Source organism: Achromobacter dolens, assembly GCF_902859745.1.
Classification (GTDB): domain Bacteria; phylum Pseudomonadota; class Gammaproteobacteria; order Burkholderiales; family Burkholderiaceae_B; genus Achromobacter; species Achromobacter dolens.
The window spans coordinates 74,680-89,026 of sequence record NZ_CADIJW010000012.1 but is presented as its reverse complement, the minus strand read 5'-3'; the positions used below and the strand labels follow the sequence as shown (position 1 = coordinate 89,026).

At 59.8% G+C, this 14,347-nt stretch carries 10 protein-coding genes; 5 read left to right on the top strand and 5 right to left on the bottom strand.

The annotated features are described in order from the left end of the window. Nucleotides 1-53 precede the first annotated feature (53 nt). Nucleotides 54-833 (bottom strand): SDR family oxidoreductase, encoded by a 780-nt coding sequence (locus tag HV783_RS11940; protein WP_175189206.1) that lies wholly within the window; start codon nt 831-833, stop codon nt 54-56. A gap of 209 nt (nt 834-1,042) precedes the next feature. Between HV783_RS11940 and HV783_RS11935 the strand changes: the two genes are divergently transcribed. Continuing rightward, entirely contained in the window at nt 1,043-1,402 is a 360-nt protein-coding gene (locus HV783_RS11935) for a winged helix-turn-helix transcriptional regulator (protein ID WP_175189205.1), read from the top strand. A 100-nt stretch (nt 1,403-1,502) separates the two neighbouring features. Here the strand turns inward: HV783_RS11935 and HV783_RS11930 are convergent, their stop codons facing one another. From HV783_RS11930 to HV783_RS11920, 3 genes are all read right to left on the bottom strand, one after another. Further along, nucleotides 1,503-2,156 (bottom strand): imm11 family protein, encoded by a 654-nt coding sequence (locus HV783_RS11930; protein WP_254603885.1) that lies wholly within the window; start codon nt 2,154-2,156, stop codon nt 1,503-1,505. Between the two features lie 260 nt (nt 2,157-2,416). Next, nucleotides 2,417-2,938, bottom strand: a complete 522-nt coding sequence (locus tag HV783_RS11925; RefSeq protein WP_175189203.1) for a cytochrome C5 — start codon at nt 2,936-2,938, stop codon at nt 2,417-2,419. A 164-nt stretch (nt 2,939-3,102) separates the two neighbouring features. Beyond that, nucleotides 3,103-3,399 carry a hypothetical protein gene (locus tag HV783_RS11920; protein WP_254603884.1) on the bottom strand — a complete coding sequence of 99 codons (297 nt, stop codon included), beginning with the start codon at nt 3,397-3,399 and terminating at the stop codon, nt 3,103-3,105. A 33-nt stretch (nt 3,400-3,432) separates the two neighbouring features. Between HV783_RS11920 and HV783_RS11915 the strand changes: the two genes are divergently transcribed. From HV783_RS11915 to HV783_RS11905, 3 genes are all read left to right on the top strand, one after another. Then, nucleotides 3,433-3,630, top strand: coding sequence for a hypothetical protein (locus HV783_RS11915; protein WP_254603883.1), 198 nt, complete (start codon nt 3,433-3,435; stop codon nt 3,628-3,630). A gap of 458 nt (nt 3,631-4,088) precedes the next feature. Beyond that, on the top strand, nt 4,089-5,171 hold the full coding sequence (locus HV783_RS11910) for a hypothetical protein (protein WP_175189202.1): 1,083 nt from the start codon (nt 4,089-4,091) through the stop codon (nt 5,169-5,171). 107 nt (nt 5,172-5,278) lie between these two features. Continuing rightward, nucleotides 5,279-7,540 carry an NHL repeat-containing protein gene (locus tag HV783_RS11905; RefSeq protein ID WP_175189201.1) on the top strand — a complete coding sequence of 754 codons (2,262 nt, stop codon included), beginning with the start codon at nt 5,279-5,281 and terminating at the stop codon, nt 7,538-7,540. Between the two features lie 78 nt (nt 7,541-7,618). Here the strand turns inward: HV783_RS11905 and HV783_RS11900 are convergent, their stop codons facing one another. After that, on the bottom strand, nt 7,619-10,210 hold the full coding sequence (locus HV783_RS11900) for an autotransporter outer membrane beta-barrel domain-containing protein (protein ID WP_175189200.1): 2,592 nt from the start codon (nt 10,208-10,210) through the stop codon (nt 7,619-7,621). A 699-nt stretch (nt 10,211-10,909) separates the two neighbouring features. Here HV783_RS11900 and HV783_RS11895 point away from each other — a divergent pair. After that, complete coding sequence (locus HV783_RS11895; RefSeq protein ID WP_175189199.1) at nt 10,910-14,110, top strand: Ig-like domain-containing protein; 3,201 nt, start codon at nt 10,910-10,912, stop codon at nt 14,108-14,110. Nucleotides 14,111-14,347 lie beyond the last annotated feature (237 nt).

Genomic DNA, 14,347 nt, shown 5'->3' with positions numbered 1-14,347 from the left:
CTCGAGACGGCACCAAGCCCGCAGAACGCAGGCCCGCTCTCGAGGCCATCCTGCTAAACGGTAGGAATGGTGCCCCCGTCAATCACATACTCCGTCCCGGTGATCGTTGCGGCGCGAGGCGACGCCAGGAATGCGATCAGGTCTGCCACTTCGGCGGGCTTGGCAGGACGTCCCAGCGGAATGCCACCCAGGGAATCCATGATAATTTTCTTGCCGCCTTCATAGTCCGTACCCGCCTGCGCGGCCAGCCTCTCGGCCAGAGCCACGGATGCCTCGGTTTCAATCCATCCCGGCGCCACCCGGACGACACGCACCCCCTGCCTGGAAACTTCTTTCGAAAGGCTCTTGCTATACGTCGACAGCGCGGCCTTGGCCGCAGCGTAGGCCGTGGTGGATTCCGGCAACGGAAGCTCACGCTGGATCGAGGTGACATGGATGATTACCCCAGCGCCTTGTGCCAACATGCTTGGCAACAGTGCGCGATCCAAGCGAACGGCGGGCAAGAGGTTGAGGTTTAATTCGTGCTGCCATACGTCTTCCCCAAGTGCTGCAAAACCTCCGCCGGGGGCCGTGGATCCGCCCACAACGTGCACAATGATGTCGACGCCGCCAAAATTGTTCTGGACTGCCTCGGCGACGCGGGCGCAGCCTTCAGCCGTGGTCAGATCCGCCGCTACGAACACATTCGCTGGCGACTCGTCCGGGGCTTCCCGTGCGACAGTAAGCACCTTGGCGCCGAGTTGGCGAAACAGGGCGACAACGGCTTTTCCGACACCCTTGGTGCCAGCCGTGACGAGGACACGCTTGTCCTGCAATTCCAAATTCATAGACATCAACCAATCTCCAGCGAATGAATTTTGTCGGCGACCAGATGAAACACATGGTCCAGGCGGACCGGGCTGAAACTGACCGGCTCAACCGTGTACTCAAATTTTGCGTTTCGCGCGTGTTTCCAGGTCTGGATGGCGTCGAAGCAATACAGCGATTCTCAACTTAGACTATCCTTTCATCAAGAACGCACTTAAAAGTAAGTAACGTACTCATGGGAACGACACACACCCCCGCCAGTGCTGCTGTCGGCGTCGAGCAAGTCATTCGCCTACTGGAAGGCCGCTGGAAACTCATCATCCTGTTCCATCTTTTTGACGGCAAGGTGCAGCGATACTCGGATTTCGAGAAATTGATCCCGGGCATCTCGCAGAAGATGCTGGCGCAGCAACTTCGACAGTTGGAGTCGGACGGCATCGTGGCGCGAAAGGTGTACCCACAGATCCCCCCGAAAGTCGAGTACCGACTGACTGAGTGGGGACAAGCGTTGTGCCCCGCGCTCGACGCGATGTTGAAATGGGCGGAACAGCGCGAGGCCTGGCGCGCAACAAGCGCACAGGCGGGCAGCGAGTGACAGCGTCAGCCGAACGCGATGCCCGCTCTAAAGCAACGCCATGGCAACTTTCAGTGGCGTAGCCATGACCCGGCCCCTGACCCAGTGATACGGATCAGGGTCACCAAATGTCGGCGACATCACGCAGCCGTACACCCGAGAAGTTGGCCGCGCTCAATGCGTCAAACATCGCACGGTCACAGATGGGAGGTGCCCCCATGCGGTCCTGGCGGAAGATATGGGCATCTCCCACGACATCCGGCTTGAACACCAAACTGGCGCCGCCGACGAGGCTATAAAGCTCCTCGTCCTCGCCGGTCTGATAATTGTGGTCGAGCTTGATTCTCACGCGGGAAGAGGCTTCATCCAGGGCATCGAGTCTGCGCAGCACATTGCCCAGGTAGTACCGAGGACCGGGGCTGCCGTCGGCAAGGCTGAAGTCGCATGCCACAAACGCAAACGCCTCGGCGTCCAACTGCTCAAACAACCGCTTCAACGGCTCCGACACAATCCATATGCCGGCGAGCTCCTCCAGATCGCGGGGCATTGCGCCCTTCTGCGGCACATGCACCAGGTGGGGACGCGCCGGATACTGATCTGGCATCCCGTCAGGACGCGAGATGACATTCATCCCCGGATGGATCAGCCTCTCTTCGTTGGCGATTTCCATGCCGGGAACCCGGCCGTCGCCCAGTAAGCCGGCGTCGATCAGGAAAAACTTGCCCTTATGCGATGCCGCTTCGGCTGAAAGTCCAGTGGCGGTCGGTTCGGTCACGGTGGCTTCCATCATGGATGCGGGGAGGCGGAATAGAACAGCGGTTCAGCCGATGCTAGCCGGATTTGAGCGCGGCCAAAAGATCTGTCGAAATGGCGCCTGGTGAGCCGCACACACCGTGACCGAGTTACTAAGCCGCTCTGAGCATGCTCCGAAAAAAACCGTCCGGTTGACGCACCGGCCGAGCCATGACGCCGCCACGAAGCTCCCGTTCATAGTGAGCCCTATGCCCGCAAGCAGGGAACCAACTCGGGCGTTCACTACACGTCCTTGTCCGAACTCAGGTTATCCAGCAGCTCATCCAGCGAATTGAATTCGACAGTCTCAATGTCATCCTTCTCGTCAATGGAGACGTCTTCCAGTGTCAGCTCCACGCAAAGCTGCGCACGCACCCAGCTATCGGGAAACTGCCGCGGCGCCATAAACGACAGCAACACCGCATCGGCAAAAATGGCCGCGGAATGCAGGCGCAGGTCATCGCGCAGATCCGTGGGCTCTTCCACCTCTGCGTCCCCGACGGCCTCTTCCACCTCCAGCGCAATGTCGTTGATCAGCCCCTTCCAGTGATCCGCCGACATCTCCAGAAAGCGCCGGGTATTGGCGATGAGGGTGTCGACACATATTTCTGGATTGTCGGCCAGCTCCGGATCGACATTCACATGGATATCGACGCCCGCCGCCTGAAACCGCACGCTGCCAACCACAAAGTCGTCGCGCGCCTGCACGTCTTGGAGAAGTTGGCTCGCCGCAATGACGTCGCGCAGATGAGAAATCTGTTCCATGGGACCATCCGTTGCATTGAAAAGGATAATGATAATAGGCGGTTGCTTGCGGGCCGCCGCCGCGTCCGCGGCATGTATACCGGCGAGCCCCGAGAGCCCAGCCTGGTTCCAAGCCCATTCCGAAGTCATCGATTGATAGTTGAAACCCAGCTATCCGCAAACCATCAACCGCCATAGCATTGCGCGTAAGTAAAGTCGACCAGGCGCTTGTCTGAGGCATCCTGTGGCGTGGACGGCTCGACTTGGAAATGCCCGAACATATCGTCGTTGCAGATCCTCACGTCCTTGCGCTGCGTACCTTCCTGCAAAATGCAGGAACCGCCAAAACTGTGATTACCTCCGGCGACGCCAACCGGTAGATCAATCAGCCGGCTACAACCGATGATTCGGCCGTTTTGCTTCTGGTGCGTCAACGATTGGTTGAACGATTCAATGCGAGAGTTGGGATCACGAATCGGCACGACATTGACGCATTCGCCCGCGTCGACATCCGCGTGCCGCCCCTCACCTTCATCAACACCAAGCCGGAATTCGCCTGGCTGGTCACCTACATCGAAACGCTGTTCAGTTGCGAATTGTGGAAGCCGTCCACCGTGGCCACCATCGCCTTCGAATACTGCAAGCGCTTGACCTACTTCGCCCGCCTGACCGGCAGCCCGATTGTCGGCCTAGGGCTTGCCGCGGGTCGATGAGACGGCGACGGGGTATTTGTTGCTCGACCAGCAGACGCCGGAGCGGGTGGCTGGCGGCGCGCTGGCGCCGGTGTTCCGGGATGGGGTTTTGCTGGTGGAGCAAAGCCTGGCACAGATCCGGGAACGGTTGCAGGGGTCCTGGGTGTGCCCGGAGCCGGGGAGCATTGCTTGGGGTGCGCGCCCCCGCGCAGCGGAATAGATCAGCCCATTATCGGACCTCACGCCCAATATCCAATCGGCCATGCCCGCCGGGAATTCCGGAAATCCAATGCTCTAGCACGGCTCAATGGGGGCCGTTAGGATGTTCTCAGCGGCTGAAGACGAGCGGTATTCAGCCGCCGCGGGCGGGGGTCCGCGAGCTCGGGACGGGCGACGGATCCTCATCTATTTGACGAGAAAGCCGAGCCGCCATCACCGGGCGCCGCATCGGCCAGCACAATTTTTCTTGGCCTTCACTCATGCCCTCCTCGATTGCACAGAAGCTTTCGCTCATCACCCCAAGCCCCGTCAATGTCAGTACGGCAGGCACCCCTATAGGATTCAAGGTAGTAAACCCCGCACAAGAGGCGTTGGCCAATATTGAAGTCAACTTTGTCATGGGCGGGCCTTCCCCCAGACCGGAAATCTCGGCCGACCGCAAAGTATGGAAAGAGTCCGGCGCCATCGCCAAAACGCAAGCAAATGGCGAGGTACTGGTATGGGTCCGAAGCGGCGCCAGTTCAGGGGAATTCCGACTCAGAGCCGAAATCGACGACTACGAGCCGCCGGATCACCGCATCTTCGTGGAGCTCAAGGCGCAGCCGTCCATCACTGACGTGACGTTCGACCCTCAGCCGTCTCTGTCCACGTGGCAAGGCGAACCGTTTCCCCCTGCACCCGCGATCCACGTCAAGACCGTCCCTGACTCCAAGCTTGGGGTCACTTTGCGGCTAGCCGGCCCCGACAAGGCGCAAAGCGCTTCGGAAAACAATGCCCACTTCCTAACCGGCCCAAGGCAGGAGGCCACCGTGGTGTCGGGCGGGGAACTCCCTCCGGTCCAGGCCGGCAAGCGTATCGGAGAAGTGACGATAACGCCCTCGGCAGGCGGGTACACCGGCAAGCCGTTGACGTGGCATGTCCTGCCCGTGCCGGACCGGTTGACAAATGACTGGGGCACAACGCCCCGACACATATCCATCCGTGCCGCCCTGCGAGACGGGGTGGTTCTTCCCTTTCGATTGTCCGGGCACAAGACGCTAGGCGATTCAACTGGCGAACCCGACTCCATCGTGCCGGTCGGCCAATGGGCCATCCAGCTTAGCCTCGACGCCACGCCGCACGCAAAATTCAAAGAGGGTTCGACGGGTGGAGGCAACAGCTTGATTCTACGCACGGACGCCAGCGGAATCGCGAGCATCCCTGCAGGGGCTCTGCAGATCCAGGCGAGCGCCCGCAATCAGACCATCACGATCCACGCGGCATGGAGCAAGAATCCCACGAATGCCGGCCCCTGGGCTCCTTCCCCGCAAGACGGCGCTATCTCGATCTACTTTGACCCTTGACTTCGGAGCGAAGAGCAACCGCCCCTTCCCAGCACGCGCATCCCCCTCGAGCGGCGAAACGTCTTCTTCCCGCTGTCTTTGTCTTTTCTTCTGAAAAAGGACCTGTAATGGCATCAACATCAACCCCTCTGTCCGTAACATTGGCCGGCGAACAGCACGACCAAGCGGTGCCCGCTACCACGGCATACATCAGAAACCTTGTCGTGGCACAAGACGGTACGGTTTGGGCGGCAGACAGTGATATCAACGCGAATCTCGAGGCCAAGGTGTACCGCCAGGACGCCACAGGGAAAACCGTGGCCACCCTCACGCTGCCTCGCCCCGCGTTGGGCAAGCCTTCCACGGTCGCGGCGCCAAAGCCCTCCACCATCGTCCGGGGCCTCTATTTGGACCCGGCGAACACGCTATGGATCTCGGACTATACGTACGGCACTATCTACCGGTACAAAGTGGCAGCGGCGGCCGATGCAAACGCCGAGATCTATTACGAAACTCCCGTTTCCACCGCCACAACGGGTACCCGCGTGCAGTTCGGGGCGATCGCCTATCAGGGGCTCGGTAGCACCAAAGCGTATCTGTGGGTTCTGGATACCCTGGGCAATCTGGTCGCCTTTGATACAGAAAAGCCCAAGGGTACCCCGCCGGTCCTCACAATAAAAATCGGCAAGAAGGCTGATGCCCTGCAGTCATCCTTGGTATTCCATGAGGAGAAGAAGACCCTATGGATGACGGCCCAGGATAGCGCCTCGGGAAAGCAGCAACTCGTCGGCATCCCGGCGGCGACGCTACCTGCAGCGGCGCCCGCGAATATGAGGAGGATCGATCTGGCGGGCCAAACGCTTGCGCTCGATGGGAACATCTTGTACATCGGCGGAACAAATGGCGAACTGTGGCGAATGGACCTTGCAACCGAAAACGCCCAACCCGCCTTGATCGCGACGTTGAAGGCGGGGAGCGACCCCGTAAGCATATCGAGCATTGCGGTCGATAAATCGGGATACCTCTGGATCGTCGACGACCGTTACCCGGACGATGGACACATCTATGCGGTATTGCCGACCCCTGATACGACACCACCCGCCCACGTTCAGATAAATTACGCATTGAAGCAAGGCACCGTAAAAGCTGCCCCCGCCGTGGTCGCCTGGCACATTGACAGCGCCAGTAGTGTCGAGTCGCTCTATGTCAGCGACCAGGCCGGCAACGGCAGGGTTATCCGTATCAGCCCCTTGCCCCAAATTCCCCCAATCGATAAGGACGGCAAGCCCGCCTATACACTCAAATTCGACCCGGACAAGGGAACCGCCGACAAGGGCGCCGCGTTTGGCGCGACAGAGAAGCCAACGGCGGGTATCAAGCTCCACGCCAAAACCACCAAGGCTCCCGCCGCTGATATCGCGGCCACCGTTTCGCTGCAGGTTACGTCGAGAGACCCAGGCGTCCTGGTCGCTCTGGACGGTGAAGCGCAGCGCTTGACAACCGCCGACGCCACGAAGCCACTCGCCATCACAGATCTTAAGGCCGACGCAACGTCGGCGCTTGGCCACGCCAAACTTACGGCTATCGGCCGGGGCAGACCGGTTGCCACCGCGGTATATGACGGCGAAGTCGCGCCGGCGATCACTGCCATTACGTTCTCTGCCACCGGCAAGCGCATAACGCCGCAGTTGGAGGTGTTCTCGGGCGAGCCCGTCAATGTCGTTACCACTCCGGAGACCAAAGCGCCGGCAAAAGTCACCGTCACGGTCACCCTTGACGGCCCGAACAAGACGCCACAAGTTCAGGGAGACCGTGCGCATTTTGATCTCGAGCCTCACTATTCCACCAACGTTGTCGTAGGAGCAGGCGCGACGTCAATGGGACTCATCCAGGCCGGCAAGCTGGCCGGCGATCTGACGCTTACGCCTTCGGTTCCGGGCCACAAAGGCACGCCCATGACGTGGACAGTCATTCCCGTCCCCACGCATATGAAGCTCCCGACCACCGGCACCAATCTGTCGAGACGTCACCCCGAGGTGACGCTCGCAACGTCCAAATTCCAGTTGTTCGGACGCGAACGGTACGGAGATCTCAACAGCGACGAAAAGCCCGTTCCCAAATGGAAACTGAGATTGACGATTACTGACACGTCGATCGCAAAATTCAAGGGCCCAAAAATGTCGAATAACGGTGCGACGTTTATTTCCGAAACCGGAGAAGACGGATCCGTGATGCTCACGCGCGATGACCTGGTATTCGAGCGCAGAACGCCTGGCAAGGACCAATTGGAGATCAGCGTGCGCTGGAAAACCACCTACGCCGGCCCGGACAATTGGCAAGAACCCCCTGCGGGCCAACCGAGTAGCACGACATTCGAACTTCAAAGCTAGCGCCAACAGCCCGACGCGAAGCAAGTATCTCGCGCCGGGCATTTCACACGCGGCGCCCCCCGGCGCCGCGGTAATGCGCTACCACTGATAGCGCAATCCTGCGTTCAGAAGGAAAGGCTGCGACAGCTTTCTGCCATTCGCATAGGCGTAGTCCAGATGCGCGCTGAGATGCTTGCCAATCTGCAGCGCAGTGCCCAGCCCCAGCTCCACCCGCGACCCCGACAAATCCGCGTTGAAGGAGTGATCGTTGATCGATATATCGTTACTCTTGACGAACTCGTGAACCACCGCGACACGTACGTAAGGCTCGACAACGTCACCATTGGCGCTGCGGAAGGCCCTGCCGACCTGCGTCCCAATGGCCGCCTGGACGGAGTCCATGCTGTCCCCCTTGGCATCCATGCCGTTGTTCAAGCTGAACCGGGATCCCTGCATATGCAAGGCGGACAACTGCCCATACGGCTGGACAAACCATCGATTTTCGAAATCGAACCGACGTCCGCCTTCGAGCGAAACCCCCACACCGTTCGTATTGAAAGAGCCATCGGCGCTGCCACCGTTGCTCGTGCTGGCGCGGGCCTTGCTGATATATCGATTCGCGTTCACCAAGCCATGCAGGTAGTATCCATTGCGGCCCATCCACGTGGCATAGGCGCCGATAGAGTACGCGTCCACCGTGCCCTTGGCGCCCGCTTTGTCGTCAAGCTTCGATTCGCTGTAATTGAACAAGGCACCGAAATAGGTCTTGCCTCCCAGGAAGTCGACCGCCTTGTCGGCGCCCACCGCCACGCCAGACTGGTTCTGCTGGAAGCGGGCCCCCGAGGCGCTCTTGATCTTGTATTCGGTACCGTACGGACGCACCCAGACGCCGCCCCTGTCCTGCTCGAACCCCAGTTCGCCAAAGCGTTCCCGCACCGTCATCAGTTGCCCATACCATATCGTGGGCGCAACACCCATGATGTTGACGACGCTGTTGGTATAAGGGGTCGTCTGACCGGTCGGCTGAAGCTCCCAATTATTCCCGTTCTGCGGGTTCTGCCCAAGCCTGTACTGGTACACGCCCTGGTTGACCACCCCGTCCGGGTTGTCGAGCGAAAACTTCGCTCCTCCTCCGCCGGTTTCGACCAGCGTCAGCGGCTTGGCGTCGCCGCCGCCCGGCTCGCGGCCCGAATCGGCGACCCGCACTTGGTAACTGCCGGTCGCCTGGTTCTTCACGATCAGCTTGTCGCCCACCGGCGCGGCGGGCTGGCTCAGATCCGTGCCGAACCGAAACATCCCTCCGCCACTCAAGTCGTTCACCGTCAGTGTATGGAACGCGCCGCCCGCGCCGCCACCGAGGTCAACCGTGCCGCCATTCATGGCCAACGTCGACACGGTCGAACTGCCACCGAGCGCGAAGACGCCGCCGGATCTCACGTCCATCCTGGTCACGCCCTGCGTAGCCCCCTGCCAGACGGCCCCCCGGTCAAGCGTGATTCGGCTGATACCCCCGTTGTTGATGGCGTCGCCTCGGACGTTCGCGTCCGCGACCCTGAGGTCGATCTGCCCCCCCGCATCGGTCTGCAACGCGACACCGTTCGCCCCGGTTAGTGTCGACTTCTGTCCTTGGACAAGCATGTTGGCCATTGCGCCCTTGCCCACCACCCACACCGCGGGGCCCTCCCCCGCCGTCACCGTGGTATCCGTCAGTACGACAGTGGAGGTCGCGGGCATCAAGTCTTTGGCATAGAACGGGTCCACGTTAAAAACGACCCCATACTTTCCGCCCTTGATCGAAGAGTCCAGCACCCCGATCTCAACATTCCCATTCACCGCCTGACTGAGCAATCCAGCGCTCTTTGGGCCCTCGCCAATCACGGCTACGTTTGACAGCGATACGACAGTTCTAAAGCGGGGATCGCCCGCCGCGCCATCGTTAAGCGCAAAGACACCCGCATTGTTCACGCCGCCAAAGTCATCCACCTTGACACCACTGGCCTTCAAGGTCCCGCCATTGACCTGCACCACCGAATTCGTCTGCGCATACAGGCCGCTTATGCCGCCCGTCGAGGACACGTCATTCATTGTGAGGAATGATGCCTGCGCGCCCCCCCCTCTTACCTTGATTGCACTGTCTTCCGCATCGATCGTGGAACCGTTCATCAGCAACGAGGAAGCGCCGGTCAGAATGACGCCGACCTGAGCCCCACTGCCGTGGATCCGCGTCCTGGCAGTTGTCGTCGCGGTCGAGGTGCCTTGCACCGAAAGCACAGACCCATAACTGCCCTCATTCAAGAACACGTTATCGAGGGCCAACGTGTTGTTCGCATTGGTGTGCACGCCGAGCCGGATCGTGACCTGGTCCCGCGCGTTTACGCCGATGTTTGCGTCGGCATCGCCATGCAGCGCGACCATCCCTTTCAGGTTTGCCCCCGAACCGATGTTGATCTGGCCGCCTCTTACGACCGCGGACGCCGCTCCATCCGAACCGAACACACCGCTGCTCAAATTGACGGTGCCGCCCGTTTGTTCAATCCAGTTGTTTTCATGGCCCGCTCCGGAAAAGTCGTGAGTGCCATTGGCGATAGCCACGGGATCGGCAAGTGCCGGCCCGGAAGCGGTGCAGAATACCGCAGCGACGGCAGTCGCTACGACGGATGGCCGAAAGCCGATGAGTTCACGTTTTGACATGCTGAATTCCCAAGAGATCGCCAGCGGTTGGCTTTTGCGACAGGCGCAGCAATGCGACGTCGCGATGAAACACGCGGCCCCCTGGCTTTCCTGAATTTTTGGCGGTGACGGGCCAATCGAATGGTGATTGGAACCCTGCTTCTACTGAACGTCGACCTGGGCGACGCCACGCCATCGATCTCGGATAACCGCGGGGGCCTTATGTGAGGATCGCGGTGAAGGTACCCGCCATTCTCTTGCCAATCACTCAGAAAAAACTCAGAACTTGTTAAGCCACGTGTCGCCACGAGCAAAACAACAATCGATTTTTGACACTAAGGTGCGATTCCGTGAATTCTGGTCGTCGTTCGCGAGAGCGACTGCGGGGTGCGCCCATGCGCATCCGTATGACTGTTAAAACAGCCTCTGCACAATCCAATTCCGGCGGGGCGTTGCTCTAATAGGATTGAGGACCGCGGCAGCGCTCTTCCGGAAATAGCCTGCCCTATCCGACCCCACGCGGGTAGCGCTAGGATGTCCATGGCTTCTCATGTTGCGAATGCGGACGGGTGTGGAAGCCAAGGGTCAACAACGACGCATGTCTTCACACATGCACTGGCACTTGACCAAGTTCCCACCGTGCTGGCTCGGCTAGCCCCCCCCTGCCCATAAAGCTATCCCCTCTGACAGCCAACCCTTTTCCCCACTGGAGATTCTCATATGCCCGTTAAGATCTCAGGCCCCGCCCCCGTCCGCGCCACCACGTCAAAAAATCTTGTAAGAGACGGACGCTTCTTGGAGGTTGAAAAGTATTGGCGGGACCTGACGGAAGGCAATGCCGCCGCTATCCGCCTCTTCTCGCAGAAAGCGTACCCTGACCCTGGCCATCATTGGTCCAACATCTGGGACGTTGATGGCGACACACCCACGGCGCGGGCAGTCCACGACATTGAGCTTCTCGGCAAAGGGTGGTTCGAGTATGCCGCGACACATCGGGAGTGGACGGGATATCCCATTGGATGGCCTCCCGTAGAGTCTGGAGACCGCGGCTTTGCCATCAATACAAATGGCTGGGGCTACGGGGAACTAGGACAGGACGTCGACCTCCCCATTGCAGGAATGGTCAATCTTAACTTTCTGAGCGTCAGGGACAACATCCATAATTGCGGAACGCTCGGTGCCTCTTTCGACGTCGAATTGCGCCCGCAGGGCGTTATCGGCGGCGAGTCACTGGTTGCAACGTTCTTCGATACCGCGCACGGGGATTGGATGCGGCGTAGTCACGACTTCAACATCGAGAAGCCGGGCAAATATCGCTTGATCATGAAAGGGGTCCCCAATGACCCTATCAGCCCGATCTGCGGTTCGTTCGTTGCGGACATCGTGCTGGCGTATCGACACAAGCTCAAGGCGCTTGGGATCCAAGCCCCGATAAAGGGTAGCGGCGACAACCTTACCCTGGAGGCAAACGCCAACGGGTATTTCCCTTCGTTCAAGTTCTTCCTTTTTGATAGTATCTCCGGTACCCTGCTTCGCCACTTTCCCGTGACCTTTGAGATCAAGCAGCCGGCGGCCTCGGGCAGCCACTTTGAACATCAAAGCGATAGTCATTTGCTTCAAGTGGAATCTGATAGAGAGGCAAATGTCGTCATGCCGGCAACGACCCTGCGCGCCGGCTCGCCTCCCGCGAGCGCCGCATCCGACGAGCTTCTCGTCAAGGCGGACGGCCAAGTCATTGCCACCATCAAACTGGTTGTGAAGCAAGCCTCGCTGCCCGACCATCAGGGAGAGGCGGAAACGGTGCTCAAGGCCCGCTTCGCCTACCTCAGCGGCGACGCGCAGAGCGCGGCGAGCCAGACGCGCTTTCGTCACGCTCTGTCGGTGGACGTTCGCGATGCCAAAGGCGGCAGGGCAACCAAAGGACACGTGACCTTCAAGGTGGTCAATTCGGACAACGGGGCCGCGGGCTATCTCACCGAATCGGAGGATGGTAGCTGGACCACCATTTCCCTTGAAAAGCGTACGCAATTGGACGTCCCGGTCAACGACGGACGCGCCAAAGTCTGGCTATGGGGACAAAATAGCTCAGCGCATCCCGGACATTTGAAGATCGAAGCCCACGTGCAAGGAAAACTGGAGCCGACGGTCGCTTTTCATGAGAATGTGTGGCCCACCCAGACGGCGCTGACCTTGAGCAAGGAACAGGGCGACGGCCAAACCGTGTACCAAGGCGAGCTGCCCGCCCCCCTGCGGATCCGCGCGGTTCGCGCGGACAATACATCCGTCGGCGCCGATGGCGAATGGCTACATTGGACGATCGATACGCCAAGCCTGATGCAATTCGAGCCGGTCCCGTCAGGAGCAAGTATTGAGTGGGAAAACGGGGAGTCCGTCTGGACGCGCACGGATCCCGATGGACACGCTTCCGCCCCGCGTATCCACGTGACGGCCGGGTCGGTGGGCACCGCCATAGTTAGCGTGGCGTCGCCCGTCGCGCAAACCGCTGTATTCACCCTGAATCTGAAGCTGAACGAACCAAGGGTCAGGTACCACCTGGTCCGAGTGGACCAAGAATCAGAAATCGCCGTCAATACCGAAACGGATGTCAGCGTGAAAGTAATGGACAACGCAGGCAAGGGCGTGCCGAACGTCCATGTGCGGGCAGCCGTGGAAAGCAGGAGCAATCTGGCGAATGCCACGATTACGCCCACCGCGCCCGCGTCGGTGGTAACCAACCAGGAGGGGGTTGCGACATTCAAAGTTGTCGCGCGCAAAAGCGGCACTTTCGCCTTGAAATTCGAAACCGACAAAGCGCAGTTTATAGTGCTGTACCTGTTCGCCACGGGACATTTGGTCACGAGCACCCTGACGGTAACCCTTGGAAGACAGCTCACGCTCCTTCCCGGGCAACCGACCGCGGATCATCCGGTCAGCATTCACCTGAGCCCTCCCGATGACGGAATCCCTTTGGTGAATTTCAAGGTCTCGCCCCAGCGAAATGATGGACTTTACGTCTGGCAGGACGGAACATGGGTGCGCGAAGGGAATTTGCCTTTTCACGACAGCGTCGCCTATCTTGGCAAGCTTCGGATCGGAGCGGCCTCGCCCCCCAACCCGGCCGAATTCAAGATCCGCTTTACGATTCCCGGGCATGAATCCACCCTGCATGATGAAGCGACCATCAAGGTGGGTGGATTGGCCTACGTGCAGCTACACCCAGCCACCAGTAGCGACACAAATCGCCTGAAGGTCGATTCCGATTCCGAAATCGGGAACGATCCGTCCATGTATGTTCAGGTATATACGGATTCCGGGCACAACAGCGCCGCTGCCAACGCCCAAGTAAAATTCCTGATCGACATTGAGGCGCCCAATCACACCTCCGACGAGGTCGCCTTCACCGAAGGCTCGAAAACCGAGCACGTGGGCACCTCAAGAGCGGACGGAAAGTGCCCGCTGCCAGCGATCAAGATAGCGCGCAATTTCACAGGCGACTTTCGCGTGTCGGTGTACGCAGGCACCTCGTCGACCGCCGACGGCGTGTTCTATTTTCAGGCGCTTACAGCTTCCCCGCCTCAGGTCATCAGGTTCGACCCGGACGAAACGCTCAAGACGCTACATCCCAAAGTCTATGATGAGGATCGGGAGGCGGGCCGCGTGCAGGTCTACACGGATGCCCGATCGACGGTTCCCGCCCACTCGGGGACAGTCAACTTCGCAATAAACGCCAGCAGCACCGCCACCGCCAGATTCGCCGGGAAGGACGGGGCCTACGATCAACAACAATCCAGCTCCCGGATCAACGCTAAAGGTTGGGCGAAGGTACCCCCCCTGAAGGTGAAACAGGAAGGCACCTTGATCATAGACGCCACGATCGGCGTCCTATCGACGAGTCACACGTTCACGGTGAAGGACGATTAATCCCCGCGGACACTGCCTAGCCTCCACGGGCGCCCCGCGCCCGTGGAGGGTTTCAGCGCCTTCCTGAACGCCTGCTTCACGCATCACCATGCGTACTTCACGCCCATCCGCCCGACATACGGATGATATGTCCTGCGTGCCCCCACTGCCGAAAGCTGACCCATCCGGTCCAACCCTTCGTGAAGTCGGTATGGACGTTCACCTTCAATTCCTATCGGCCCTTGGGATACAGCCCGC

Bases quoted from the DNA above. Each gene is read 5' to 3' on its own strand.
- HV783_RS11940 (WP_175189206.1), bottom strand. From the start codon at position 833: ATGTCTATGAATTTGGAATTGCAGGACAAGCGTGTCCTCGTCACGGCT.
- HV783_RS11935 (WP_175189205.1), top strand. From the start codon at position 1,043: ATGGGAACGACACACACCCCCGCCAGTGCTGCTGTCGGCGTCGAGCAA.
- HV783_RS11925 (WP_175189203.1), bottom strand. From the start codon at position 2,938: ATGGAACAGATTTCTCATCTGCGCGACGTCATTGCGGCGAGCCAACTT.
- HV783_RS11910 (WP_175189202.1), top strand. From the start codon at position 4,089: ATGCCCTCCTCGATTGCACAGAAGCTTTCGCTCATCACCCCAAGCCCC.
- HV783_RS11905 (WP_175189201.1), top strand. From the start codon at position 5,279: ATGGCATCAACATCAACCCCTCTGTCCGTAACATTGGCCGGCGAACAG.
- HV783_RS11900 (WP_175189200.1), bottom strand. From the start codon at position 10,210: ATGTCAAAACGTGAACTCATCGGCTTTCGGCCATCCGTCGTAGCGACT.
- HV783_RS11895 (WP_175189199.1), top strand. From the start codon at position 10,910: ATGCCCGTTAAGATCTCAGGCCCCGCCCCCGTCCGCGCCACCACGTCA.